The sequence below is a fragment of the Streptomyces sp. NPDC046881 genome (assembly GCF_040645015.1).
Taxonomy (GTDB): Bacteria; Actinomycetota; Actinomycetes; order Streptomycetales; family Streptomycetaceae; genus Streptomyces.
This window is the reverse complement of record NZ_JBEYXJ010000024.1, coordinates 52510-75753: the sequence shown is the minus strand read 5'-3', so window position 1 is coordinate 75753 and position 23244 is coordinate 52510. Positions and strand designations below refer to the sequence as shown.

Sequence of the window (23244 nt, the reverse complement as noted above, 5' to 3'; positions counted from 1 at the left end):
CTCAGGCCCCTCGGCGCGCCGTACCATCGTCCTTATGGCTACGGAAGACGCGGTGCGCGAGGCACTGGCGACGGTGAACGACCCCGAGATCAACCGCCCGATCACCGAACTCGGGATGGTCAAATCGGTGGAGATCGGCGCGGACGGAGCGGTCGCGGTCACCGTGTACCTGACGGTGTCCGGCTGCCCGATGCGCGACACCATCACGCAGCGCGTCACCGAGGCGGTCTCCCGGGTCGAGGGCGTCACCCGCGTCGACGTCACCCTGGACGTGATGAGCGACGAGCAGCGCAAGGAGCTGGCGTCGGCCCTGCGCGGCGGCCAGGCCGAGCGCGAGGTCCCCTTCGCCAAGCCCGGCAACCTCACCCGGGTCTACGCGGTCGCGTCCGGCAAGGGCGGCGTCGGCAAGTCCTCGGTGACGGTGAACCTGGCGGCGGCGATGGCCGCCGACGGCCTGAAGGTCGGTGTCGTGGACGCCGACATCTACGGCCACAGCGTGCCGCGCATGCTGGGCGCCGACGGCCGGCCCACCCAGGTCGAGAACATGATCATGCCGCCGTCCGCGAACGGTGTGAAGGTCATCTCCATCGGCATGTTCACCCCGGGCAACGCCCCGGTCGTCTGGCGCGGCCCGATGCTGCACCGCGCGCTCCAGCAGTTCCTCGCGGACGTCTACTGGGGCGACCTTGACGTCCTGCTCCTGGACCTCCCGCCCGGCACCGGTGACATCGCGATCTCCGTGGCCCAGCTGGTCCCGAACGCGGAGATCCTGGTCGTGACGACCCCGCAGCAGGCGGCGGCCGAGGTGGCCGAGCGCGCGGGCTCGATCGCCGTGCAGACCCACCAGAAGATCGTCGGCGTGGTCGAGAACATGTCCGGCCTGCCCTGCCCGCACTGCGGCGAGATGGTCGACGTCTTCGGCACGGGCGGCGGCCAGCTGGTCGCCGACGGCCTGACCCGCACCACGGGTACGACGGTCCCGGTCCTCGGCAACATCCCGATCGACGTCCGCCTCCGCGAGGGCGGCGACGAGGGCAAGCCGGTGGTCCTGACCGACCCCGACTCCCCGGCGGGCTCGGCCCTGCGCGCGATCGCGGGGAAGCTGGGCGGGCGGCAGCGGGGCCTGTCCGGCCTGTCGCTGGGCATCACCCCGAAGAACAAGTTCTGAGGTCTTTTTCAGCGAGGGGCGCCGTCTTCTTCGGGGACGGCGCCCTTTCGCCGCCCTCAACGGTCGTCGTGTGTGTCCGCGCGCCCCGGGCATAGGTCGAGCGTGGTGCACAGCAGGATCTCCTGACAGGAGGCTCCTGGGGACTGCTCGCCCGGCTCGCGGTCGGCATGCGGCACGAACCGCCACTGTGATGCCTTGAGGTGCCGCGTCCGGCCCACCTTCTCGACGTGCACATGCAGGGTGCGGTCCCGGGGGTCGTTCGTCTCCACCAGCACCTCGTCCGCGGCGAGCGGGAAGTGGTCGTGCAGCAGACAGAGGCCGAAACGGTTCAGATTCCCGTGCCTGGCCAGCACCCCCACCAGGTCCCGGACGAATTCCGCGTCCTGGGGACCCAGCGCTTCGGCCTCTTCGAAGGGGGGAAGCGCATTCCGCGGGACGCCCGTTGTGGTGTCGGGCATGGGTCCTCCCGTCAATCGAGTGACGGTCACCGATCTCCATCATCGGCCGCCGAAACTGCCCCTGCAAATGCCGCCGGCACAGCCAAGCAGGTATGTGTCGGCGACCCATCGTGTGTCTGTGCATGACATATTCACCGCTTTGTCTAGATTCGCCAGGGACAGGGAGAGGTGTCGGCCTATGGCGATGGCTCGGTGGTGGCGACTGCTGTCACTCCTGGTGCTGGTGGCATGCGCGTGGGAGGGCGGGACGGCTCATGCGCGGGATCAGGGCGCCGGTACCGGCTGCATGCCGGACGGCCTCAAGGGCAGTACCGTCCGCGCCACACTGAAGCTGGAGCAGCACAAGCGCTCAGTTCCCTGGCTCGTTTCCGAGATGACGGTCAAAGTGCCGAGACAGTGGCCGCTCGCCAAGCAGCTGACCTTCGGCGAGAAGTCCAAGCAGTACCAGATGGCAATGCGATGCCTGTTACTCGGGGACGAGGCCCCCGGGTCACGGAACGAGTGGCACCCCAGGAACCCCGTGGTGACCGCACGCGACTCGGAGGTCACCGTGCGCTACGTCGCATACGACTGGATCACCGCGGAAAGTCCGGTCGTCGTGGGTCCCTGGGAAATCATCCCCGCAGGAAAAACATGGATGATCGAGCTGTGGCCACGGACGCTTCGGACCATCCGGTGGGAGCGCATCACGGTCGATCTAGGCGGCCTCGATTTCAACGACCTCGCGGAACGGGCGTCGGAGTCCACCGGGAACAAACTGGTGTGGATCAACAAGCTGCCCGAAGAGGTCCAGGTGGAGGTCGATCCGCCCTGGCAGCGCTGGCTGCCGGTGAGGCTCGGTAAGTCGGTCTTGGTCAAAGCAGGCCTTGCATCATGGTGGGTGTGCGCCTCGATCCTGATGGCCTGGACCGCGATGCGCGCCAAACGGGCCGACGCAGCCGCCGCCCGGGAGGCGGCACGGCCGGATGCGGAGGTGACCCCGCGGCCGTCGGCGGGGGGCTCGGACCCGGACACCGGGCACGGCTCGCGCCTGACGCGCACGATGCTGGAGTGGGCCGGGCTCAGCGCGGGAGTCGCCCTGGCACTGCTCCTGTCTCCGCAGAAGCCATTTCGCCCGCTGATGGGTGCCCTTCTCTACATTCCTGCGGGCATGGGTCTGATCCTCGCCGCCCGCCCCTGGAGCCCGGGCGTTTCACCGACCGCGCCCGGCACCGCCCTTGACGAGCCGGCCCGGCCCGCAGACACCCAACGCCGTCAGGCCCTCGCCGTCGTGGTCACCACGTGCGCGGTGGCGGGCATCGGCCTGCTGGTGATCCCGGCCCACGACCTCTTCGGGCTTCCGTGGAGCCTGGAAGTGAAGACAACGAACCGCCGGGGCCGTATCGGGCTCGCCCTGCTGGGCTTGGTGACCGTGTGGTTGTGGCTGGCCGCGATGGTCGCCTGGGCCTGGCGCTTCGCGCGCGAAGGAGGACTGCTCCGCCAGCCCACACAGAAGCGTAAAAGCTGGACCGGACGGTGGGACGAGGCCCCCGTTCAGTGTGTGATCATCGTCGGATGCCTGCTGGCCAACGTCGCCATGGCCTTGCTCGCATGCGCCTGGTGGTTCAACAAACGACGGTGGACACGCGTCAACTGGCTCGTCGAGCAACGTGACCCTTCTGGTTACAACGATTCCCTGAACAAGCTGTTGGAGAGATTCTCCTACACCGACCTGAGATGGACTTTCGCCTACAGTTGGGTGCTGACAGGAGTGGCCCTGCTGGCCCTGCTACGTTTCCGCAACAGGCCACCCCGAGCACATGACCGCCCCAGATACGAGCGGTTCCCCCTGGGACCGAGCAAGCCGGACATCCTGCTGACCGTCTCCTTGTTCGCCTTCTTCGTCGGAGTCCGGGCCGCGAAATTCGCGGGCGCCAGCGGACTGTCCGTCGTCTGGCTGGTACTGAACATCGTCGCGGTGTACGTCGCTCTCGCCCTGGGGCGCCGGTGGTCCGTGTTCAGTCAGATGGGTGAGCGTTTCTGCGCAGTGAGGCTGGGCACCGATCAGCACCGAAGCGAGCTACTGGAGAAAGCCCACCGATACCGTAATGCCAACCACCAGATGCACTTGTTGGATCGCGGTCATGCCGAGGGGGTGACCTGCGACCAATTGGAAGAAAAACTGCGCCAACTGCACCAGTGGCTGGTCACCGCATGTGAGGGAGTCGACCCGCCGGAGCATATTTCGGTGCTGGACGTCGCCCTGGCCTGGGGACCGGAGGGACGATGGTGGTCCAACGCGGCTCGTGCGGGGCGTCTCGCATTCTGGTTCGGCACACCGGCCACCGCGCTACTTCTCTACTACCAGACACAGGACCCCTATGGGCGTCAGCACGTCCTGGACTCCCCCACCGGCCTTCCGGAGTTCGCCGCCAACCTGATCCTTTATCAGATGGCGTGGGCGGTCGCCGGCTTCACGCTCGGGGCGCTGTGGCGTCTGCTGCCCGGACGCCGGAGTCAGGCGCGGGCCTGGATCCTCGCCGCTGCCTACGGCCTGCCCATGGTGCTGGCCGCCGCGCTCGTCAAGGTCATGGACACCGATCCTCTTCCGCTCCTGCTGTATGCCGCGCTCCTGCTCGTCGTCCTGACGCTGACCAGCATCTGGATGGACATGGCCACGTTCCGGCAGGAACGGCAGTACTGGCCCAGCCGCTTCGCCCTGCTGCTGTCCATCTACCAGCTGCGCGGCCTCTCCGGTCAGATCACCTGGATCCTGGCCCAGGTGGGGGCCGTCGTGACGATCTTCGTCAACCTGACAAGACATTGAGCGGACGGCCGGCAGGCCCGGGAGGCATCGCACCCGGGCCCGGCACGTCAGGCGTACTCGGTGATGTCCTTGATCGCCGCGAAGCCGAGGCCGTACGCGCTCATTCCCCGGCCGTACGCGCCCAGGTGGACCCCCGCCTCCGTGGTGCCGGCCAGGACCCAGCCGTACTCGGACTCCCGGTAGTGGAACGAGGCGGCCACGCCGTCCACCGGGAGGGAGAGTCTGGACCACTCGGGGCCGTCGAGGTCGTCGGCCAGTGCCCAGGCCGTCTCGGTCTGCTGCTCCAGCCAGTCGTCGCGCAGGCTGTGGTCCATCTGGCCGGGCCAGGTGAACGAGAGCAGCCCGACGCCGGCCAGCCAGGCCGCCGAGGACACCGAGGTCGCCTCCAGCAGACCGGTGCCGTCGGCGCTGCGCCGGGACGGCTGCGCGGCGACGGTCACCACGACCGCGAACTTCTCCCGCGGTTCCCCGGCCGAGCCGCTCTCGCCGCGGACCGAGGGCTCGTCACCGTGCCCGATCGAACCGTGTTCGACGGCGCCGTCGGCCGTGGTGCCGACCTGCATCAGCCAGCGCGGCCCCGTGAACGCCTCGTCGAGGCCGTACCACGGGAAGGGCGCCCGCAGGTAACCGTCGACCGTACGCCGGGCGGAGGGGAGTTGCTGTCCGCCCTCCGCGGCCGGCGCCTGCGCGCCCACCCGACTCGTCGTCTCCATCTGCCCGGACGCCTCCTCGCTCTCGTCGGACCGGGGTCGCCCGCCCCCCTTCGGGCGTACGCGTCCGGTCCGCACAACAACTCGGCAGCATATCCACACTGCTGAGAGCGGCAGGGCAGGCGCTGGATGCGTGGGTCGCACGAACGGCCTGTTCAGGCCGTGTGCGACGGGCGTGCGTTATGAAACGCGTCACGTGCGCGGCGTACGCCCGCGTGCGCGTGTCGGCGGCCGGAGCGCTTCCGGGGAGGACTTACGTGGCGTCCGCGTCGAAGGGCGGGCGGTCGTCGTCGCCCGGGGTCTCGGGCTTCTTGGTCATGTCCACGCGGCCGCCGGAGGTCCCCGGGGCGGAGGCTCCGGTGTCCCGGCTGTGGACGGCGTCCGTGACCTCGGCCATCTCCTTCTTCAGGTCGAAGCCGTTGCGGATCTCCTTCAGCCCCAGGTCGTCGTTGTCCAGCTGCTTGCGGATGAACGTCTTGGGGTTGAGGTCCTCGAACTCGAAGTCCTTGAACTCCGGGCCCAGTTCGCTGCGGATGTCCTGCTTCGCACTCTCCGAGAACTCGCGGATCTTCCGGATCGTGCGCGTCACGTCCTGGATGACCTTCGGGAGCTTGTCCGGACCGAAGACGAGCACGGCGAGCACGATGATGGTCACCAGCTCCAGTGGTCCTATGTCATTGAACACCTGACGCTCCTTGCGATGTCCTCGGTCGCTCAACGGTACCCGGCGTTCCTGTCCGACCGGTACCGTCCATAGGTGAGACTTGTGTCAGTTCCGCTCCGAGGCGCCCAGTACCAGTGACACCTCCCGCTCGGTCCCGTCGTGTTCCACCGTGAGCGGCAGCCGGTCGCCGGGCCGGTGGGCGCGGATCTTGACGATCAGCTCCTCGCCGGTGTGCACGCGCTCCCCGCCGACCTCGGTGATGACGTCCCCCGCCCGGAGGCCGGCCCGCTCGCCGGGTCCGCCCTTGAGGACGGCGGGGCCGCCGGAGGCGCTCTTGTCGTCGATCCGGGCGCCGTCGCCGGTGTAGCCCATGTCCAGGGTGACGCCGATCACCGGGTGGGTGGCCCGGCCGTCGTTGATCAGTTCCTCGGCGACCCGCTTGGCCTGGTTGACGGGTATGGCGAAGCCGAGGCCGATGGAGCCGGCCTGGCCGCCGTCGGAGTCGGTGCCGCTGCCGGCGGAGCGGATGGCGGAGTTGATGCCGATGACCTGGGCCCGGGAGTCGAGCAGCGGACCGCCGGAGTTGCCCGGGTTGATCGGGGCGTCGGTCTGGAGGGCGTCGACGTACGACACGTCGCTGCCGTCGCTCTTCTCCCCGCCGGCCGTGATGGGCCGCTCCTTGGCGCTGATGATGCCGGAGGTGACCGTGTTGGCGAGGTCGAAGGGGGCGCCGATGGCGACGACGGGGTCGCCGACCCTGACGGCGTCGGAGTTGCCGAGGGGCAGCGGGGTGAGGCCGCGGACGCCGTGCACCTGGACGACGGCGAGGTCGTAGCCGCTGTCCCGGCCGACGACCTTGGCCTTGACGGTGTCGCCGCTGCTGAACGTCACGGATATCTCGCCGCCCGTCCCGGCGGGCTCGACCACGTGGTTGTTGGTGAGGATGTGACCGGCGGTGTCCAGCACGAAGCCGGTGCCGGTGCCCGCCTCGTCGGCCCCTCTGACGTGCAGCGTCACCACGCTGGGCAGGGCGCGGGCGGCGATCCCGGCCACGCTGTCCGGCGCCCGGCCGGCCGGCACGCTCCCGGCCTGCGGCAGCCGTACCTCGCCGCCGAGGCCGTCACGCTCGACGTAGGCGCCGACGGCTCCGCCGACACCCGCGGCGACGAGGGCGACGACCACGGTCCACACGAACAGGATCCGCCTCGCGCGCCGGGTGCTCTGCTGCTCCGTGAGCACCCCGACGCCGGTCTGCTGCAACGGCTGCCGGGCGAGCGCCTGCTCCGTGGCGGAGCCGGCCGCCCAGGGGTCGTAGCGGACCCAGGGCTCGGTGGTCCCCGGCACCGGGTCGGTGGGCGGGGTTCCCGGCGCGGGCGCCGGCACGCCCGGCACATGGGTGGCGGGCGCGGGCAGGGGCGCCGACGGGCGCGCGGGCGCGGGGACGGCCGTCCCGTGGGCCGGGGTGGCCGCCGGGTGCTGGACCGGCGGCGCCGGGGCCCAGGGGCCGGGTTCGCCGTACGGCGGGGTGCCGTACGGATCGGGGTCGTGCAGCGGCTTGGGCCGCTCGGCGGGAGCCGCCCAGGCGGCCTCCCCGGCCGCTCCGGCCACGGCCTGCCCCGCGTCGGCCGCTACGGCGTCACGCTCGTCGGTACCGGCCGGCGGGACCGGCGCCGGCTTGGCCAGCTCGAAGTCGCCGTCGGCCCCGGTCTGCGCCGGTACGGCCGCCTCGGTGCCCGCGGTCCGGTCGGCCGGTGTCGCCCCCTCCGCTCCCTCCGGTCCGTCCACCGGCGGGACACGGTTCCCCTCGTTCATGTTCTCCCCATGGCTGGGCCACGACCGCGCGCTGCCGCGGTCGTGGAACATCGGCTGCCGCTCCCGGGTCGTCGCCGCGGGCACGGCCTCACCGGATTCAACCAGGTTCGCGGGCCGTGGCGCAGTGGCAGGTCAGGGCGACGGATGGGGCGCGGCCGGAGAGGCCGGTGAGGCGGCGGGGGTGGGGGCGGCGGGGGAAGCGGAGCCGGTGTCGGGGACGGGGGCGGACAGCAGGCCGGAGCCGGTGACTCCGGCGGTGGCGGACCAGTCGGCGAGCGGCAGGGCCACGGTGTCGTCGAGCGGGCGTATCAGCGGGGAGACGGCGGCGGCACCGGCCAGCACCGGAGCGGTCAGGCCGCGCACCGCCTCGGTGCGGGTCTGCCCGGCGGCGGGGGCCGGCACCCCGGGCAGCAGGGGCGCGGACAGGGTCGTCGGCGCCACCGGGGCCGGGCCGGTCATCGGGCCGTCCTGCGCGAGCAGCGGTCCGACCGGGCGGCGGCGCTGGCTGTCCGGCGTGGCCGCGCCGCCCGCCGGGCCGGTGCCCGCGGAACGGGCCGGTGTGACGTTGCTGCCGGTGCCGGTGCCGCCCCGGGCGTCCGCGGTCGGATCGCCGGGGATGGCGGTGGTCACGCCGCCGAGGGCGATCGCGGCCAGCGACACCGCGCCGGCGGCGGCGAACGCGAACCGCAGCCCGCGCCAGGCGGAGCGGCCGTCGTCCGGGCGGCCGACGGGGTGGATGCGGAAGCCGCGGTCCTCGGGGGCGGGGACGCCGTCCGGGAGGTAGCCGTGCGCGCGGGCGGGGACGTATCCGAACGGGAGGCGCTCGCCGCGCCTCACGCCGAAGGTCCCGGCCGGTCCGGTGGCGCCGCCGAGGAGTCCGCCCCCGGAAGACGGCGTGCCGCCGCCGTCCGGGTCACCTCCTCCGGGGAGCCCCTGGAGACGGGCCAGGAAGCTCGCCGAGGGCGGGGGCGGGGCCGCCTCCGCGAACACGTTCTTCAGCGCGCGCTGGGCGTCCGCCTCCGCCTTGCACCGGGCGCAGGTGGCCAGGTGGGCGAGGACGCGCTCACGCGTCTCATGACCGAGCTCCCCGTCCACCAGGGCGGAGAGCCGGTCTCCCAGGTGCTGTTCTGCGAGATGTGCCTTCTCGACAGGTTTCGGCCGTGTTCCACTCACGCGGTCGCGCCCCCTCCTCCCAGAGCGGGGACCCGGGCCAGGAAGGAGCGCCGCTCGGCCGCGCGGGCCTCCGGGGAGCGGTGCGCGAGGGCCTTGCGGAGCTGGGACCGGCCGCGGTGGATACGGGAGCGGACGGTGCCGAGCTTCACGCCGAGGGTCGCGGCGATCTCCTCGTACGACAGTCCTTCGATGTCGCACAGGACGACGGCGGCGCGGAACTCGGGCGCGAGGGTGTCGAGGGCCTGCTGGACGTCGGCGTCGAAGTGGGCGTCGTTGAACAGCTGCTGCGGGGTGGGCTCGCGGCTGGGCAGGCGCTCGGCCGCGTCCTCGCCGAGGGCGTCGAAGCGGATGCGCTGCTTGCGCCGGACCATGTCCAGGAAGAGGTTCGTGGTGATGCGGTGCAGCCAGCCCTCGAAGGTGCCCGGCGAGTACGTCGACAGGGAGCGGAAGACGCGGACGAAGACCTCCTGGGTGAGGTCCTCCGCGTCGTGCTGGTTGCCCGTCAGGCGGTAGGCGAGACGGTAGACCCGGCCGCTGTGCGTGCTGACGATCTCGTCCCACGTGGGCGGAGTCCACGCCTGCCCGTCCGCGTCGGTGGCGAAGGTCGCGGTCTGGGTCTCGCCGGCGGCGAGACCGGTGGCGTGGCTGTCAGCGGTGTCGGTCACGGATTTCGGCCTGCCCGCCGACCCGAGGAAGCGCCGCAGCACTCCACCCCGATCCCCGGGCGCAGCCGCACCTCCCCTGTCGGCTCTGGTGGTGTCCAGTGGAGCCCCTACCATAGCCACCTCGCCCGTTAGCTCCGGATAAGCGGTTTTACGAGAATTTGATACACGCTGATACGGCTCATCCGGCTGCGTCAGCAGTTGCTCGGCGCCCTGATCCACCTCTCGCCCCCCGTCGCGTCCCCGACCACCGGCTCATCCTTCTAAACGCCTGGTCCCATCTGCGGGTTCCCGACGCCAACGGATACAGTCACGCCCAGGCAACCAGGGGACAGGAGAGGGTCATTACCGGCAACCGGCAGACGAGCTGGGCGTTCGCCGACGCCTTTGTCGCCGAGGACGAAGCGCTGCGCTGGGCCCGTGAGCGGGCCCGCGAGGCAGGGCTGCGCTCGGTGTCGCCCAGCACGGGCGCCGCGCTGCGACTGCTCGCCGCCTCCGTGGACGCGAAGGCGGTCGCGGAGATCGGCACGGGCTGCGGGGTCTCCGGGATCCACCTGCTGCACGGGATGCGGCCGGACGGGGTGCTCACCACGGTGGACCCGGAGCCGGACCACCAGCAGTTCGCCCGGCAGGCCTTCCGTGTCTGCGGCTTCGCCAGCAACCGGGCCCGGTTCATCCCCGGCCGCGCGCTGGACGTGCTGCCGCGTCTCGCCGACGCCGGCTACGACCTGGTCTTCTGCGACGGTGACCGGCTGGAGTACCCGGACTACCTCGCTGAATCGTTGCGCCTGCTGCGGCCGGGCGGCCTGGTGGTCTTCGAGGGCGTCTTCGCCAACGGCCGCACGGTCGACTCGGGGCCGCAGCCGACCGAGGTGCTGCGGCTGCGCGAGCTGCTGCGCACCGTCCGGGAGAGCCAGGAGCTGGTCTCCTCGCTGCTGCCGGTGGGCGACGGCCTGCTGTGCGCCGTCAAGCGCTGAACCCGCAGGTGGGGTGGGAAAACGCGGCTGCCCCGACACCGCGTACGATGCCGGGGCAGCCGGTAGGACAGGATGACTGGGACGTCAGACGACGACCTTCTTGAGGGCGTCGCCGAGCGCCTCTGCCTCGTCAGGGGTCAGCTCGACGACGAGCCGACCGCCGCCTTCGAGCGGAACGCGCATGACGATGCCCCGCCCCTCCTTGGTCACCTCGAGCGGGCCATCGCCCGTCCGCGGCTTCATGGCCGCCATGCTCGTTCCCCTTCCTGAAACCAGCTCATCGTCTGCCGACGGCCCCGCAAGGGCATCCGCCATCCATAACGGACACGCGACACCGGCATCGAACACATTGCTTCCCAGCCATTATCCCGCATCGCAGGACCCGATGACCAACATCGGTCGGCATCGCTTGGGCAACGCGCGCGAGCAAAACCACTCAATTCGGCGATGTGACTGCGATACTTCGCCACCGCGAGAAGATCGGCCGAACGGATCCGCTCCCGTTTTCTTTGACGCAGGTCACACGTCCGGTCCGGCTCCGGGGCGGCGATCTCCGCCATGCTGTCCTCTGACAGGGGCGTACTGAGCGGTACGTCACCAGCCGCGAACACCGGAGGGGATGCGCCATGGCCGACACCGTGCTCTACGAGGTGAGCGACGGACTCGCGACGATCACGCTGAACCGCCCCGAGGCGATGAACGCGCTGAACATCGCCACCAAGGCCGCGCTCCGGGAGGCGGCGGAATCCGCGGCCGGGGACACGGCCGTACGGGCGATCCTGCTGACGGCGGCCGGGGACCGGGCGTTCTGCGTGGGCCAGGACCTCAAGGAGCACATCGGGCTGCTGGTCAGTGACCGGGAGACCGGGACCAGGCAGACGATGAACACGGTCAAGGAGCACTACAACCCGATCGTACGGGCGCTCGCCGGGGCCTCGAAGCCGGTGGTCGCGGCGGTGAACGGCGTCGCGGCCGGGGCCGGGTTCGGTTTCGCGCTCACCGCGGACTACCGCGTCGTGGCCGACACCGCCTCCTTCAACACGTCGTTCGCGGGCGTGGCCCTCACCGCCGACTCCGGCATCTCCTGGACGCTGCCCCGGGTGATCGGCCCGAGCCGCGCCGCCGACCTGCTGCTGTTCCCGCGCAGCATCAGCGCGCAGGACGCGCTGGAGCTGGGGATCGCCAACCGGGTCGTACCGGCGGCCGAGCTGCGCGCCGAGGCCGAGAAGGTGGCGCGGGCGCTGGCCGAGGGGCCGACGGTGGCGTACGCGGCGATCAAGGAGGCGGTGGCCTACGGGCTGACGCACTCGCTGGAGGAGACGCTGGAGAAGGAGGACGAGCTCCAGACCCGGGCGGGACAGTCCGAGGACCACGCGATCGCGGTGCAGGCGTTCGTCAACAAGGAGAAGCCCAAGTACCTGGGCCGCTGAAGTCCGGGCGGCGGAGCCCGCACGGCCCCCGCGCCCCCTACGGGGCGCTGCGGGCCACGCAGGCCGCCAGGTGGTCGTCGACCAGGCCGCACGCCTGCATCAGCGCGTACGCGGTCGTCGGGCCGACGAACCTGAGGCCCCGCTTCTTCAGGGCCTTGGAGAGGGCCGTCGACTCCGGAGTCACCGCCGGGACGTCCGCGAGGGTCTGCGGGGCCGGGCGGACGGCCGGGTCGGGGGCGTGGGACCAGATCAGGTCGTCCAGGTCGCCCTCGGCCCAGTCGGCGAGCACGCGCGCGTTGGCGAGGGTCGCGTCGATCTTGGCCCGGTTGCGGATGATGCCCGGGTCGGCCAGCAGGCGCTCGCGGTCGGTGTCGGTGAAGGCGGCGACCTTCTCGATGCGGAAGCCGGCGAAGGCCGCGCGGAAGCCGGGGCGGCGGCGCAGGATCGTGATCCAGGACAGGCCCGACTGGAAGGCCTCCAGGCTGAGCCGCTCGAAGAGGGCGTCGTCGCCGTGGACCGGGCGGCCCCACTCCTCGTCGTGGTACGACACGTAGTCGTCGGTGGACAGGGCCCAGGGGCAGCGCAGGGCGCCGTCCGGCCCGGCGACGGCCGCTCCGGTGGTCATCGCCGCCCCTCCGCGCCCTCGCCCTTGTCCGGGTGGACGTGGTGGACGTGCGCGGCGGCGGCTCTCGCGCCGGCCAGCGCGGACTCCAGGTCGGCGATACGGGCGTCGCGCTCCGCCAGTTCGGCGGCGAGCCGGCCGAGGGCGTCGTCGACGTCGGCCATGCGGTAGCCGCGCGGGGCGAGCGGGAAGCGCAGGCTCTCCACGTCCGCGCCGCTCACCGGGCGGTCCGCGGGCAGCGGGTCCTGGAGCCGCTCCGGCGCCACCTCGGGCAGCGGGGCACTCTCGCCGCCGCCCACCACGGCCAGGGTCACCGCGGCGACCACGACGGTCAGCGCGACGACCAGGAACAAGAACATCACCATCGCCTTAGGGTCCCCACGCTCGTTACCGGCCGCTGTGCCGGAAGCTGAATGTGTCAGGCTCCGATCGTGCCATGCGAGTCCGACAGTTAGGGTCACAGGCGGCCGTACTGCGGAACGTACTACGAGAGGTCACAGCGGATGCTCAGGCTGGGCAGGCGGGAATTCGGGCCGCACGAGCCGGTGATCATGGCGATCGTGAACCGGACGCCGGACTCCTTCTACGACCAAGGAGCCACCTTCCGCGACGAGCCGGCCCTCGCACGCGTGGAGCAGGCGGTGGCCGAGGGCGCCGCGATCATCGACATCGGCGGGGTGAAGGCCGGGCCCGGCGAAGAGGTCTCGGCGGCGGAGGAGGCGCGCCGCACGGTCGGGTTCGTGGCGGAGGTACGGCGCCGGTTCCCCGACGTGGTCATCAGCGTGGACACCTGGCGGGCCGAGGTCGGCGAGGCCGTGTGCGAGGCGGGCGCGGATCTGCTGAACGACGCGTGGGGCGGCGTGGACCCGGGGCTCGCGGAGGTCGCGGCGCGGTACGGGGTGGGGCTGGTGTGCACCCACGCGGGCGGTGTGGAGCCGCGGACGCGTCCGCACCGGGTGACGTACGACGACGTCGTGGCCGACATCCTCGACGTGACCCTCGGGCTGGCCGAGCGGGCGGTGGCGCTCGGGGTGCCGCGGGAGTCCGTGCTGATCGATCCCGGGCACGACTTCGGGAAGAACACGCGGCACAGTCTGGAGGCGACGCGGCGGCTGGACGAGATGGTGGCCACGGGGTGGCCGGTGCTGGTGTCGCTGTCGAACAAGGACTTCGTGGGCGAGACGCTGGACCGGCCGGTGAAGGAACGGCTGATCGGTACGCTGGCGACGACCGCGGTCTCCGCGTGGCTCGGGGCGCAGGTGTACCGGGTGCACGAGGTGGCCGAGACCCGGCAGGTGCTGGAGATGGTCGCGTCCATCGCCGGCCACCGGGTCCCCGCCGTGGCTCGCCGGGGTCTGGCCTAGGACGAAGGGCCCCGGGGACCGGGGGGACTCCCCCCGGTCCCGGGCCGGACCTAGCGGGCCGCCTCCTTGGAGACCAGGGCCACCGCCTCGTCCACGTCGTCCGTGACGTGGAAGAGCAGGAGGTCCTTCTCCGCGGCCTTGCCCTGGGCCACCAGCGTGTTCTTCAGCCAGTCCACCAGGCCTCCCCAGTACGCGCTGCCGAACAGGACGATCGGGAAGCGGGTGACCTTCTGGGTCTGGACCAGGGTGAGGGCCTCGAAGAGTTCGTCGAGCGTGCCGAGGCCGCCGGGCAGGACCACGAAGCCCTGCGCGTACTTCACGAACATCATCTTGCGGACGAAGAAGTACCGGAAGTTCAGCCCGATGTCGACGTAGGGGTTCAGCCCCTGCTCGAAGGGCAGCTCGATGCCGAGGCCGACCGAGGTGCCGCCCGCCTCGCACGCCCCCTTGTTGGCCGCCTCCATCGCTCCGGGGCCGCCGCCCGTGATGACCGCCCAGCCGGCCTGCACCAGCCCGCGGCCGAGCCGCACCCCGGCGTCGTACTCCGGTGAGTCCACCGGCGTCCGTGCCGAGCCGAACACGCTGATGGCGGGCGGGAGTTCGGCGAGGGTGCCGAAGCCCTCGATGAACTCCGACTGGATGCGCAGGACCCGCCAGGGGTCGGTGTGCACCCAGTCCGTGGGGGCACGCTCGTCCAGCAGCCGCTGGTCGGTCGTGCTGGCGGTCACCTGGCCGCGCCGTCGGAGGACCGGTCCGAGCCGCTGCTCGTCCGGCGGCTGCTTCTTCCCCTCGGGGTTTCCGGTAGCCATGTGCGCTCCCTCCGCTTGCCGGTAGTTCGATCTCAGACTAGATCCACACGCGTTACGGAGGGGGGACCTGCGCGTGTCCGGCGTGCACCGGCGCCGCCCGGGCTCTACGCGGTGAGCCAGTTCCGCAGCCGCTCCTCGCCCGCGAGGATCTTCGCCGTCTCCACCCGCTCGTCGCGCTTGTGGGCCAGGTGCGGGTTGCCGGGGCCGTAGTTGACGGCGGGGACGCCCAGCGCGGAGAAGCGGGAGACGTCCGTCCAGCCGTACTTGGGCTTCGGCGTGCCGCCCACCGCCTCGATGAAGGCCACGGCGGCCGGGTGGGAGAGGCCGGGCAGCGCGCCGGGGCTGTGGTCGTCGACCACGAACTCCTCCACGCCGCAGTCCGCGAACACCTCGCGGACGTGCGCGATCGCCTCCTCCTCGGTGCGGTCGGGGGCGTACCGGAAGTTGACCGTGACCACGCACTCATCCGGGATGACGTTCCCGGCCACTCCCCCGCTGATACCCACGGCGTTCAGGCCCTCGCGGTACTCCAGGCCGTCGATGACCGGCCGGCGGGCCTCGTAGGAGGCCAGGCGGGCCAGGACCGGGGCCGCCGCGTGGATGGCGTTGGAGCCCATCCAGCCGCGCGCCGAGTGGGCCCGCTCGCCCTTGGTGCGCAGCAGCACCCGCAGCGTGCCCTGGCAGCCGCCCTCCACCTCGCCGTCGGAGGGCTCCAGCAGGACCGCGAAGTCACCGGCGAGCCAGTCCGGGTGGGCCTCGGCGACGTGCCGGAGGCCGTTGAGGTGGGCGGCGACCTCCTCGTTGTCGTAGAAGACGAAGGTCAGGTCGCGGTTGGGGGCGGGGACCGTGGCCGCGATGCGCAGCTGCACCGCCACGCCCGACTTCATGTCGCAGGTGCCGCAGCCCCACAGCACACCGTCCGCGTCGAGCCGTGAGGGCACGTTGTCCGCGATCGGCACGGTGTCGATGTGACCGGCCAGGATCACGCGCTCGGCGCGGCCCAGGTTCGTGCGGGCGATCACGTTGTTGCCGTGGCGGTCGACCGTCAGGTGCGGCAGGGCGCGCAGGGCGGTCTCGACGGCGTCCGCGAGGGGCTTCTCGGTGCCGCTCTCGGACGGGAAGTCCACGAGCTGCGCGGTGAGCGCGGCGGCGTCCAGCGTGAGATCAAGCGAGGTGTCGGCCATGGTCCCGACCCTAGCGCGCCGTCCCGGCGCGGCCGGAGGGGTCGGGTGGCCGGCCTTGTGCGGACCCCCGGCGAGGGGCCGACGGGGCTCCAGTACCTTGTACGCGTGTCAGAGCCGTCCCCCACCCGTCCCAAGCGCCGCGGTCGTCTCCTGCGTTTCACCGCGGCCCTGTTGGTCCTGTGCGGCGTCATCGCGTACCTCGTGGTGCAGTACGTCACCGGAGGCGGCGGGGCGCGCGGCTGCACGGTGGTCTCCGCCTCCGGCGACGGGGCGTCGTACGAGTTCACGCCCGAGCAGGCGGTGAACGCGGCGACCATCGCGGCCGTCGGCACCGGGCGCGGGATGCCCGAGCGGGCCGTGACGATCGCGCTGGCGACCGCCCTGCAGGAGTCGGGGCTGCGGAACATCGGGCACGGCGACCGGGATTCGCTGGGCCTGTTCCAGCAGCGGCCCTCGCAGGGCTGGGGCACCAAGCGGCAGATCATGGACCCGGCGTACGCGGCGGGCATCTTCTACGCGCACCTGGCGAAGGTGCCGGACTACCCGGACCTGCCGCTGACGGTGGCCGCGCAGCGGGTGCAGCGCAGCGGCTACCCGGAGGCGTACGCCAAGCACGAGCCGGACGCCGCGCTGCTCGCCGCGGCCCTGACCGGGCGGGCGGCGGCCACCCTGACCTGCGACGGGCGCCCGCGGCGCACGGCCTCGGCGACGGGTCCGGACGCGGTGCGGCAGGCGCTGGTACGGGACTTCGGGCGGGACGCGCTCCAGGAGACCGGTGCGGTGGTGGGCGGGACGCCCGTGCCGTCGCCGTCGCCGTCGCCGAGCGTGACCGCGACCGCGCGCGGGCGGACGGTGACGGTTCCGGTGCCGGAGGACACGCGGCGGGACGCGACCGGGCGCGGCGAGCGGGAGCGGGGCTGGCAGCTCGCACAGTGGGCGGTGGCCAACTCCTCGGCGCTGCACATCGAGCGGGTGTCGTACGCGGGGCGGGTGTGGACCGCGGGGAGCGACAGCGACACGTGGCGGACGGCCGGCACGCACGGGTCCGGCGGGGCGCAGAGGTCGGTGGGCGCGGTCCGGATCGTGGCCGGACAGTAGTACGGCCGATCACTCCGGCGGGTTGTACGGTGCGGGGCCGGCCGCCGGTGGGGGCGGGTGGCGCACCGGTTGCGCATTCCCTTGGGCAACAAGGGGCGGAAGGATTCTGCGCGCCATTTCCTCGGACGTCCTTTGCCCGTTTTTATCCACACCTGATAATGCGATGCGTTATCCATTCTTTACCCGGGGCGTCCGCAACCTTCGCGGGCTTCGAGCGGTAGTCACGGCGTCCGAGCCGGACACGGACTCGGGCACCCACCGTTTTCTCCCGTGGAATGGAGCATCATGACCCTCCCTCTGACCCGCCGGATCGCCCGTGCCGCGCTGCTCGTCGCAGCGGGAGCGGCTGCCGGGGTCGGTGCGGCCGGCTCCGCCGGAGCGGCCACGAACCTGCCGGCGGCCACCCCGAACCTGGGCGGTCTGACCGCGCTGGACGGGGCGCACGTCGGCAACACCGTCAACGGCGCCGCGAACGGCGTCACCTCGGTCGCGGGTGACACGGGCGGCAAGGCGGTCAAGCAGGCGGTGCCGGCCGCGGGGGCCGCGGCCGGGACCGCGAGGGGTGTCCTGGGCGACGCCGCCTCCGGTGCGACGAAGGGCGGGCTGCCGACGGACTCCCTCACCAAGGGCGGGCTGCCGACGTCGTCCCTGCCGACCAAGGGCCTGCCGCTGGGCGGCTGAACCCTGCCGTGACGCCGACGGGGCCCGGGATCTCCTCCCGGGCCCCGTCGGCCTTCGTGCGTCCGGTACGACCGCCCGCGTGGTTACAGGCGGGAGACCGCCGCCCGGACCCGTTCGTCCGTCGCCGTGAAGGCCACGCGGATGTGGTTCCTGCCCGCCTCGCCGTAGAAGTCGCCCGGGGCCACCAGGATGCCGCGGGCGGCCAGATCGGCGACCGTGGTCCAGCAGGACTCGTCCCGGGTGGCCCAGAGGTAGAGGCTGGCCTCGCTGTGCTCGATGCGGAAGCCGCTCGCGAGGAGGGCCGCGCGCAGGGCCTCGCGGCGGGCCGCGTAGCGCTCGCGCTGCTCGTGCACGTGGGCGTCGTCGCCGAGCGCGGCCACGACCGCGGCCTGGGTCGGCGCGGAGGTCATCATGCCGCCGTGCTTGCGGATCTCCAGCAGCGGGCCCAGGACGGCCGGGTCGCCGGCGATGAAGGCCGCGCGGTAGCCCGCCAGGTTGGACCGCTTGGACAGGGAGTGGACGGCGACGACGCCGTCGTAGGAGCCGCCGTTGACGTCCGGGTGCAGGACCGAGACCGGGTCGGTCTCCCAGCCCAGCTCCAGGTAGCACTCGTCGGAGAAGACGAGGACGTCGTGGGCGCGGGCCCAGGCGACGATGTCCGTCAGCTCCTGCTTGCCGAGGACCTTGCCCGTCGGGTTGGACGGGGTGTTCAGCCAGAGCAGCTTCAGACCGGCGGGGTCCAGGTCGCGCGGGTCGTCGTAGACCTCGTGGTCCGCGCGGGCGAGGCGGGCGCCGACCTCGTAGGTGGGGTAGGCCAGGCGGGGGTAGGCGACCCTGTCGCCGGGGCCGAGGCCGAGCTGGGTCGGCAGCCAGGCCACCAGTTCCTTGGAGCCGACGACCGGCAGCACGTGGCGGTGGGTGACCCCGCGGGCGCCCAGGCGGCGCTCCAGCCAGCCGGTGATCGCGTCGCGCAGGGCGGGGGTGCCCCAGACGGTCGGATAGCCCGGTGAGTCGGCGGCGTCGATCAGGGCCTTCTGGACCAGCTCGGGGACCGGGTCGACCGGGGTGCCGACGGACAGGTCGACGATGCCGTCCGGGTGGGCCTCGGCCGTCTTCTTGTACGGGGCCAGCTTGTCCCACGGGAAGGCGGGCAGGCGGTCGGAGACTGCGGACACGGGAATCAGGCTCACTTTCGTACGGTGCGGCAAACGCCTCGGTCCCGTACGGCGGTGATCGGGACGATCGGGCCGTACGGGACCGAGGCGGCGCGCTAGGGCGGCCGCTTGGCGCTCAGACGGTCACTCGCCCTGCGGCGGCAGCGCGGCGACGAAGGGGTGGTCGCGCTCGATCAGCCCCAGCTTGCTGGCACCGCCGGGCGAGCCCAGCTCGTCGAAGAACTCGACGTTCGCCTTGTAGTAGTCCTTCCACTCCTCCGGGACGTCGTCCTCGTAGAAGATCGCCTCGACCGGGCAGACCGGCTCACAGGCACCACAGTCGACGCATTCGTCCGGGTGGATGTACAAGGACCGCTGGCCCTCGTAGATGCAGTCGACCGGGCACTCCTCGATGCACGCCTTGTCCTTCACGTCGACACAAGGCTGCGCGATGACGTAGGTCACGCTGTCGTTCCTCCTCGATAGGGCGCTGGCGGGCCTCCTCAGGCTCCGCCGCCTGGCGCGCGGGAGCGCGGCGTCGTCGATGCCCGCCCCTAGTATCTCCGTTCCGGAGCGTGATCCGAACAGGAGGGGTGAACTGACCGGTGGAATTCTCGGCGAAAGGACGCCTGGAGGTCCGAATCACCCCGGCTGACGTGGGCAAACGGGTCTCCGTACGGCGCTTGGGCGAACCCGGTACCGGACCGGAGAAGTTCACTGACACGGTGGGTGTTCTCACATCATGGGACGGCGGCGTGCTCATGATCACACGGCGGGACGGCGAAACGGTCCGGATCCCCGAGAACACGCTGGCCGCGGGCAAAGTGGTGCCCGCGGCGCCGGCGCGGCGCAGGGGGCCCGCCGCCACCTACCCGGAACTCGCGCACATCACCGCGCGCGCGTGGCGGCCGGTGGAGAGCGAGCGGCTGGGCGAGTGGGAGCTGCGGGCCGCCGTCGAGGAGGTGCCGCGCGAGGGGGATCCCCTCCGGGGTGCGGCTCCGCGGGAGCGTCCGGCCGGGGCGGTGGCCGGGCGGCGGGCGGGCTTCACCCGCCGGGCCAACAGCGTGCTGCCGCTCGGTGATCCCGGTCTGCCGCTCGACGCGGCCCTGGCTGTCGTGCGCCGCTGGTACGGCGAGCGCGGCCTGCCCGCCTACGTGCAGACCGCGACCGGCGCCGAGGGCACGCAGGAGCTGCTGTGCGCGGAGCTGGAACGGCGCGGCTGGGTGCGCGAGGTGACCGCCGAGCTGTGGACCGGGGCGCTGGCGCCGGTCGCGGACCGGGCCGAGGGCGCGGGGGTGGTGCTGTCCCGGACGGCGGACGAGGCGTGGCTCGCGCGGTACCGGCGCAAGGGGCTGAGCGAGGTGGCCCTGCGGGTCCTGTCCAGCGGGCCCTCGGTGTGGTTCGCCTCGGTGCCCGGTGCCGGGGAGGGTGAGCCGCCCGCGGCGATCGGCCGGTGCGTCGTGGACGGGCGGTGGGCCGGGTTCACCGCGGTCGAGGTGGACCCCGGGCGGCGGCGGCAGGGGCTGGCCACCGAGGTGATGGCCGCGCTGGCCCGGCGCGCGCTGGACGAAGGCGCCTCGGCGGCCTGGCTCCAGGTGGAGACGGACAACGAGGGCGGCCGGGCCCTGTACCGGGCCCTCGGCTTCCTGCCGCACCACGCCTACCACCACTACCGGGCTCCCGAGGAGCCCGGCGGCCGGGAGGCGGACGCGGAGACAGGCACCGACCCGTCCGGGGCGCCGGAGGCATCCGCCCGCCCCGGGCGCCCGTAGAACGCGCCGTGGAAGGGCATGAGCCTGGCATGAGTCACCCGTATCTGCCGCCCCCGTACCCGCCCCCGCCGGAGCGCTCCGCCGAGCTGCGGCAGCGGTTCGCCGAGGAGGCCCGGGCCGAGCGGCCGGACGTCTCGGCGCTGTGCCTGCTGATCGGCGCGGAGACGGACGGCTCGCTGGACGAGACCGGCATCGACGCCGCGCAGGTGGAGCTGGACCGGCTGGCGGGCGAGCTGCCGTACCGGCCGGACGGGCCGCGCGCCTGGGCGGAGGCCGTACGCCGGCTGCTCGGCGCCCGCTACGGGTTCCACGGGACGCCGGGTGACTACCAGCGGCTGGAGTCCTCCCTGCTGCACGAGGTGCTGCGGCGGCGGCGCGGGCTGCCGATCCTGCTGTCGGTGGTGTGGCTGGAGGTCGCGCGCCGGGCGGGCGCCCCGGTGTACGGGGTCGCGCTGCCAGGGCACTTCGTGGTCGGGTTCGGCACGGCGGCCGAGCAGGTGCTGGCCGATCCGTTCGAGGGGGGCCGGGTGCTGACCGGGACGGACGCCGAGTTGCTGGTGGTGGGTGCGACGGGTGCGCCGCTGCACCCCTCGATGCTGGAGCCGGCGCCGCCCCTGGACGTCGTCCAGCGCATCCTGAACAACATCCGGGCGTGGGCGGCGGCGCGGCCGGAGCGGTCCGATGTCGCGCTGCGCGCCGTGGAGCTGGCGCTGCTCATCCCCTCGCATCCGGCGCGGCTGCGCTACGAGCGGGGGCAACTGCTGGTGCAGCGCGGGCAGTTCGTCGCCGGCGCGGAGGAGATGGAGTACTACGCCGACCTGATCGAGGTGGTGGACGAGTCGGCCGCGCGCAAGGTGCGCCAGGAGGCGGGCACGGCGCGGGCCAAGCTCAACTGAGCCCGGCGGCTCAGAGCCATCCCTTGTCGCGGGCGATGCGTACCGCCTCGGCCCGGTTGCGTGCCGCCAGTTTCTGGATGGCGGTGGAGAGGTAGTTGCGGACCGTGCCCTGGGAGAGGTGCAGGGTGCGGGCCAGTTCGGCGTTGGTGGAGCCGTCGGCCGCCGCGCGGAGCACCTCGCGTTCGCGCTCGGTGAGCGGGTTCGCGCCCTCGGCGAGCGCGGCGGCGGCCAGCGTGGGGTCGATGACCCGCTCGCCGGCCAGCACCTTGCGGATCGCCTCGGCGAGCTGGGCGGCCGGGGCGTCCTTGACCAGGAAGGCGTCGGCGCCCGCCTCCATGGCGCTGCGCAGGTAGCCGGGCCGGCCGAAGGTGGTGAGGACGACCAGCTTGACCCGCGGGTACTCCCGGTGCACCCGGGCCGCGGCCTCGATGCCGGTGCAGCCGGGCATCTCGATGTCGAGCAGCGCGACGTCCACGCCGTGCGCGCCGACGGCCGCGAGCACCTCGTCGCCGCGCGCGACCTGGGCGACGACCTCGATGTCGTCCTCCAGGCCGAGCAGCGCGGCCAGCGCCTCGCGGACCATCGACTGGTCCTCGGCGAGGAGTACCTTGATCGTGCTCGTCATGCCCCGGATCCTACGTCGGCCGCCGGGGCCGTGGGCACGCGGGCGACCAGCCGGAACCCGTGCCTGACCCGGCCCGCCTCCAGGGTGCCGCCGGCCTTCTCCAGCCGCTCGGTCAGCCCGGTCAGACCGTTGCCGGGGCCCGTGCCGGAGCCGCCGGATCCGTCGTCCTCGACGCAGAGTTCGAGCACCGGCCCGTCCAGGGTCTGGCGGCGCAGCAGCCGGACGGCGCAGCGGTCGGCGCCGCTGTGCCGGACCACGTTGGTGACGGCCTCGCGCAGCGCCCAGGCGAGCGCGCACTCGGCCTCCTCGGGGACGTCGGCGAGGTCGGGTTCGGCGGGCACCTCGGCGGCGACCCCGGCGGCGGTCAGGGCGACCTGGACACCGGCGAGTTCGGCGGCGAGCCGGGGCCGCCGGTAGCCGGTGACGGCCTCCCGTACGTCGACCAGGGCCTGCCGGCTGACCTGTTCGATGTCGGCGACCTGCTGGGCGGCCTTGTCGGGGTGGTCGGGCAGCATCCGGCCGGCCAGCTCGCTCTTCAGCGTGATCAGCGACAGCGAGTGGCCGAGCAGGTCGTGCAGGTCGCGGGCGAGGCGCAGGCGCTCCTCGTTGGCGGCGAGCTGGGCGACGGTGGCCCGCGCCTTGCGCAACTCGATGGTGGTACGGACCAGTTGGCCGACACCGGTCATCGCGAACCCGATCAGCACCACCAGGAACAGCAGGCCGCGGGCCTCCTTCTCGTCCGAGTGCAGGCCGACGAGGTACATCGCCAGGGCGGAGGCCGGGATGGCCCAGTAGGCCGCCCGCAGCGGCAGGGTGGCCCCCCAGGCGACCGACAGGTAGACGAACAGGCCCAGCCAGGCGCTGCCGAGGGTGTAGGCCAGTACGGGGGCGAGGACGCCGAGGATCCCGCCCAGCGTGAGCACGACGCGCGGGGAGAACGGCCGGCCCATGTTGCGGAAGACCAGGGTCAGGTAGACCCCGACGAACACGGCGAGGCCGACCGAGCCGGCCACGGTCGCGCCGGTGCCGTGCCCGCCGTCGACGAGGTCCTCGACCGGCGAGCTGAGGAAGACCAGCCAGACCCCGATCCACAGCGTCTTCACCAGCAGCTCGCGCCGGGTGCGGGGCGGCCAGCCCAGGGGCGTGTGCTGCGGCGTTCCGGTCCGGTCCTGCGTCATC

Annotated in this window: 24 protein-coding genes; 9 read left to right on the top strand and 15 right to left on the bottom strand. The window is 72.5% G+C overall.

Features of this window, described 5'->3' with window-relative positions:
- Window positions 1-34: 34 nt before the first annotated feature.
- A complete protein-coding gene (locus ABZ923_RS14880) occupies window positions 35-1168 on the top strand; it encodes an Mrp/NBP35 family ATP-binding protein (protein ID WP_361470953.1) in 1134 nt (377 codons plus the stop codon).
- Between the two features lie 56 nt (window positions 1169-1224).
- On the opposite strand, the gene ABZ923_RS14875 is transcribed toward ABZ923_RS14880, so the two are convergent.
- Entirely contained in the window at window positions 1225-1626 is a 402-nt protein-coding gene (locus ABZ923_RS14875) for a hypothetical protein (RefSeq protein ID WP_361470951.1), read from the bottom strand.
- A 178-nt stretch (window positions 1627-1804) separates the two neighbouring features.
- On the opposite strand from ABZ923_RS14875, the gene ABZ923_RS14870 reads away from it, so the two are divergent.
- The gene (locus ABZ923_RS14870) at window positions 1805-4432 is read left to right on the top strand and encodes a DUF6185 family protein (protein ID WP_361470949.1); all 2628 of its coding nucleotides are present in this window, start codon (window positions 1805-1807) and stop codon (window positions 4430-4432) included.
- 47 nt (window positions 4433-4479) lie between these two features.
- Here ABZ923_RS14870 and ABZ923_RS14865 read toward each other — a convergent pair whose 3' ends face one another.
- From ABZ923_RS14865 to sigE, 5 genes are all read right to left on the bottom strand, one after another.
- Complete coding sequence (locus tag ABZ923_RS14865) at window positions 4480-5145, bottom strand: hypothetical protein (RefSeq protein WP_361470947.1); 666 nt, start codon at window positions 5143-5145, stop codon at window positions 4480-4482.
- A gap of 250 nt (window positions 5146-5395) precedes the next feature.
- The gene (locus tag ABZ923_RS14860; protein WP_361470945.1) at window positions 5396-5827 is read right to left on the bottom strand and encodes a sec-independent translocase; all 432 of its coding nucleotides are present in this window, start codon (window positions 5825-5827) and stop codon (window positions 5396-5398) included.
- 84 nt (window positions 5828-5911) lie between these two features.
- A complete protein-coding gene (locus tag ABZ923_RS14855; protein ID WP_361470986.1) occupies window positions 5912-7618 on the bottom strand; it encodes a trypsin-like peptidase domain-containing protein in 1707 nt (568 codons plus the stop codon).
- A 132-nt stretch (window positions 7619-7750) separates the two neighbouring features.
- Complete coding sequence (locus ABZ923_RS14850; RefSeq protein WP_361470943.1) at window positions 7751-8791, bottom strand: zf-HC2 domain-containing protein; 1041 nt, start codon at window positions 8789-8791, stop codon at window positions 7751-7753.
- Window positions 8788-9498 (bottom strand): RNA polymerase sigma factor SigE, encoded by a 711-nt coding sequence (gene sigE, locus ABZ923_RS14845; RefSeq protein ID WP_208034090.1) that lies wholly within the window; start codon window positions 9496-9498, stop codon window positions 8788-8790. Before sigE ends, ABZ923_RS14850 begins: the two co-directional genes overlap by 4 nt.
- Before the next feature lie 236 nt (window positions 9499-9734).
- Between sigE and ABZ923_RS14840 the strand changes: the two genes are divergently transcribed.
- The gene (locus ABZ923_RS14840) at window positions 9735-10430 is read left to right on the top strand and encodes an O-methyltransferase (RefSeq protein ID WP_361470984.1); all 696 of its coding nucleotides are present in this window, start codon (window positions 9735-9737) and stop codon (window positions 10428-10430) included.
- Between the two features lie 84 nt (window positions 10431-10514).
- On the opposite strand, the gene ABZ923_RS14835 is transcribed toward ABZ923_RS14840, so the two are convergent.
- Window positions 10515-10682, bottom strand: a complete 168-nt coding sequence (locus ABZ923_RS14835) for a DUF3117 domain-containing protein (RefSeq protein ID WP_018544333.1) — start codon at window positions 10680-10682, stop codon at window positions 10515-10517.
- Window positions 10683-11056: 374 nt separating this feature from the next.
- On the opposite strand from ABZ923_RS14835, the gene ABZ923_RS14830 reads away from it, so the two are divergent.
- Window positions 11057-11860: an enoyl-CoA hydratase-related protein gene (locus ABZ923_RS14830; protein WP_361470941.1), complete on the top strand. Its 804-nt coding sequence runs from the start codon at window positions 11057-11059 to the stop codon at window positions 11858-11860.
- A gap of 37 nt (window positions 11861-11897) precedes the next feature.
- Here the strand turns inward: ABZ923_RS14830 and ABZ923_RS14825 are convergent, their stop codons facing one another.
- Entirely contained in the window at window positions 11898-12485 is a 588-nt protein-coding gene (locus ABZ923_RS14825; protein WP_361470940.1) for a DNA-3-methyladenine glycosylase I, read from the bottom strand.
- The gene (locus ABZ923_RS14820; RefSeq protein WP_361470938.1) at window positions 12482-12847 is read right to left on the bottom strand and encodes a DivIVA domain-containing protein; all 366 of its coding nucleotides are present in this window, start codon (window positions 12845-12847) and stop codon (window positions 12482-12484) included. Before ABZ923_RS14820 ends, ABZ923_RS14825 begins: the two co-directional genes overlap by 4 nt.
- Before the next feature lie 138 nt (window positions 12848-12985).
- Between ABZ923_RS14820 and folP the strand changes: the two genes are divergently transcribed.
- Window positions 12986-13846, top strand: a complete 861-nt coding sequence (folP, locus tag ABZ923_RS14815; protein ID WP_361470936.1) for a dihydropteroate synthase — start codon at window positions 12986-12988, stop codon at window positions 13844-13846.
- A 50-nt stretch (window positions 13847-13896) separates the two neighbouring features.
- Here the strand turns inward: folP and ABZ923_RS14810 are convergent, their stop codons facing one another.
- On the bottom strand, window positions 13897-14655 hold the full coding sequence (locus ABZ923_RS14810; RefSeq protein WP_361470935.1) for a TIGR00730 family Rossman fold protein: 759 nt from the start codon (window positions 14653-14655) through the stop codon (window positions 13897-13899).
- Between the two features lie 104 nt (window positions 14656-14759).
- Window positions 14760-15839: a succinyl-diaminopimelate desuccinylase gene (dapE, locus tag ABZ923_RS14805; RefSeq protein WP_361470933.1), complete on the bottom strand. Its 1080-nt coding sequence runs from the start codon at window positions 15837-15839 to the stop codon at window positions 14760-14762.
- A gap of 105 nt (window positions 15840-15944) precedes the next feature.
- Between dapE and ABZ923_RS14800 the strand changes: the two genes are divergently transcribed.
- Entirely contained in the window at window positions 15945-16937 is a 993-nt protein-coding gene (locus tag ABZ923_RS14800) for a heavy metal transporter (RefSeq protein ID WP_361470931.1), read from the top strand.
- 285 nt (window positions 16938-17222) lie between these two features.
- Window positions 17223-17618: an ATP-binding protein gene (locus ABZ923_RS14795; RefSeq protein WP_361470930.1), complete on the top strand. Its 396-nt coding sequence runs from the start codon at window positions 17223-17225 to the stop codon at window positions 17616-17618.
- Window positions 17619-17701: 83 nt separating this feature from the next.
- On the opposite strand, the gene ABZ923_RS14790 is transcribed toward ABZ923_RS14795, so the two are convergent.
- Window positions 17702-18793: a bifunctional succinyldiaminopimelate transaminase/glutamate-prephenate aminotransferase gene (locus ABZ923_RS14790; protein WP_361470928.1), complete on the bottom strand. Its 1092-nt coding sequence runs from the start codon at window positions 18791-18793 to the stop codon at window positions 17702-17704.
- Between the two features lie 123 nt (window positions 18794-18916).
- Window positions 18917-19237, bottom strand: coding sequence for a ferredoxin (gene fdxA / locus ABZ923_RS14785; protein WP_014674796.1), 321 nt, complete (start codon window positions 19235-19237; stop codon window positions 18917-18919).
- A gap of 140 nt (window positions 19238-19377) precedes the next feature.
- On the opposite strand from fdxA, the gene ABZ923_RS14780 reads away from it, so the two are divergent.
- Both ABZ923_RS14780 and ABZ923_RS14775 read left to right on the top strand, forming a co-directional pair.
- On the top strand, window positions 19378-20544 hold the full coding sequence (locus ABZ923_RS14780) for a GNAT family N-acetyltransferase (protein WP_361470926.1): 1167 nt from the start codon (window positions 19378-19380) through the stop codon (window positions 20542-20544).
- A 29-nt stretch (window positions 20545-20573) separates the two neighbouring features.
- A complete protein-coding gene (locus ABZ923_RS14775; RefSeq protein ID WP_361470924.1) occupies window positions 20574-21440 on the top strand; it encodes a transglutaminase-like domain-containing protein in 867 nt (288 codons plus the stop codon).
- Between the two features lie 10 nt (window positions 21441-21450).
- Here the strand turns inward: ABZ923_RS14775 and ABZ923_RS14770 are convergent, their stop codons facing one another.
- Together ABZ923_RS14770 and ABZ923_RS14765 are read right to left on the bottom strand one after the other, a co-directional pair.
- The gene (locus ABZ923_RS14770; protein WP_361470923.1) at window positions 21451-22065 is read right to left on the bottom strand and encodes a response regulator transcription factor; all 615 of its coding nucleotides are present in this window, start codon (window positions 22063-22065) and stop codon (window positions 21451-21453) included.
- Window positions 22062-23243: a histidine kinase gene (locus tag ABZ923_RS14765; RefSeq protein ID WP_361470982.1), complete on the bottom strand. Its 1182-nt coding sequence runs from the start codon at window positions 23241-23243 to the stop codon at window positions 22062-22064. Before ABZ923_RS14765 ends, ABZ923_RS14770 begins: the two co-directional genes overlap by 4 nt.
- Window position 23244: the final 1 nt, after the last annotated feature.

Bases quoted from the DNA above. Each gene is read 5' to 3' on its own strand.
- ABZ923_RS14880 (WP_361470953.1), top strand. From the start codon at position 35: ATGGCTACGGAAGACGCGGTGCGCGAGGCACTGGCGACGGTGAACGAC.
- ABZ923_RS14865 (WP_361470947.1), bottom strand. From the start codon at position 5,145: ATGGAGACGACGAGTCGGGTGGGCGCGCAGGCGCCGGCCGCGGAGGGC.
- ABZ923_RS14810 (WP_361470935.1), bottom strand. From the start codon at position 14,655: ATGGCTACCGGAAACCCCGAGGGGAAGAAGCAGCCGCCGGACGAGCAG.
- ABZ923_RS14870 (WP_361470949.1), top strand. From the start codon at position 1,805: ATGGCGATGGCTCGGTGGTGGCGACTGCTGTCACTCCTGGTGCTGGTG.
- ABZ923_RS14825 (WP_361470940.1), bottom strand. From the start codon at position 12,485: ATGACCACCGGAGCGGCCGTCGCCGGGCCGGACGGCGCCCTGCGCTGC.
- ABZ923_RS14765 (WP_361470982.1), bottom strand. From the start codon at position 23,243: ATGACGCAGGACCGGACCGGAACGCCGCAGCACACGCCCCTGGGCTGG.
- ABZ923_RS14830 (WP_361470941.1), top strand. From the start codon at position 11,057: ATGGCCGACACCGTGCTCTACGAGGTGAGCGACGGACTCGCGACGATC.
- ABZ923_RS14775 (WP_361470924.1), top strand. From the start codon at position 20,574: ATGAGTCACCCGTATCTGCCGCCCCCGTACCCGCCCCCGCCGGAGCGC.
- ABZ923_RS14770 (WP_361470923.1), bottom strand. From the start codon at position 22,065: ATGACGAGCACGATCAAGGTACTCCTCGCCGAGGACCAGTCGATGGTC.
- ABZ923_RS14855 (WP_361470986.1), bottom strand. From the start codon at position 7,618: ATGAACGAGGGGAACCGTGTCCCGCCGGTGGACGGACCGGAGGGAGCG.
- ABZ923_RS14835 (WP_018544333.1), bottom strand. From the start codon at position 10,682: ATGGCGGCCATGAAGCCGCGGACGGGCGATGGCCCGCTCGAGGTGACC.
- ABZ923_RS14820 (WP_361470938.1), bottom strand. From the start codon at position 12,847: ATGGTGATGTTCTTGTTCCTGGTCGTCGCGCTGACCGTCGTGGTCGCC.
- ABZ923_RS14875 (WP_361470951.1), bottom strand. From the start codon at position 1,626: ATGCCCGACACCACAACGGGCGTCCCGCGGAATGCGCTTCCCCCCTTC.
- dapE (WP_361470933.1), bottom strand. From the start codon at position 15,839: ATGGCCGACACCTCGCTTGATCTCACGCTGGACGCCGCCGCGCTCACC.
- ABZ923_RS14795 (WP_361470930.1), top strand. From the start codon at position 17,223: ATGACCCTCCCTCTGACCCGCCGGATCGCCCGTGCCGCGCTGCTCGTC.
- folP (WP_361470936.1), top strand. From the start codon at position 12,986: ATGCTCAGGCTGGGCAGGCGGGAATTCGGGCCGCACGAGCCGGTGATC.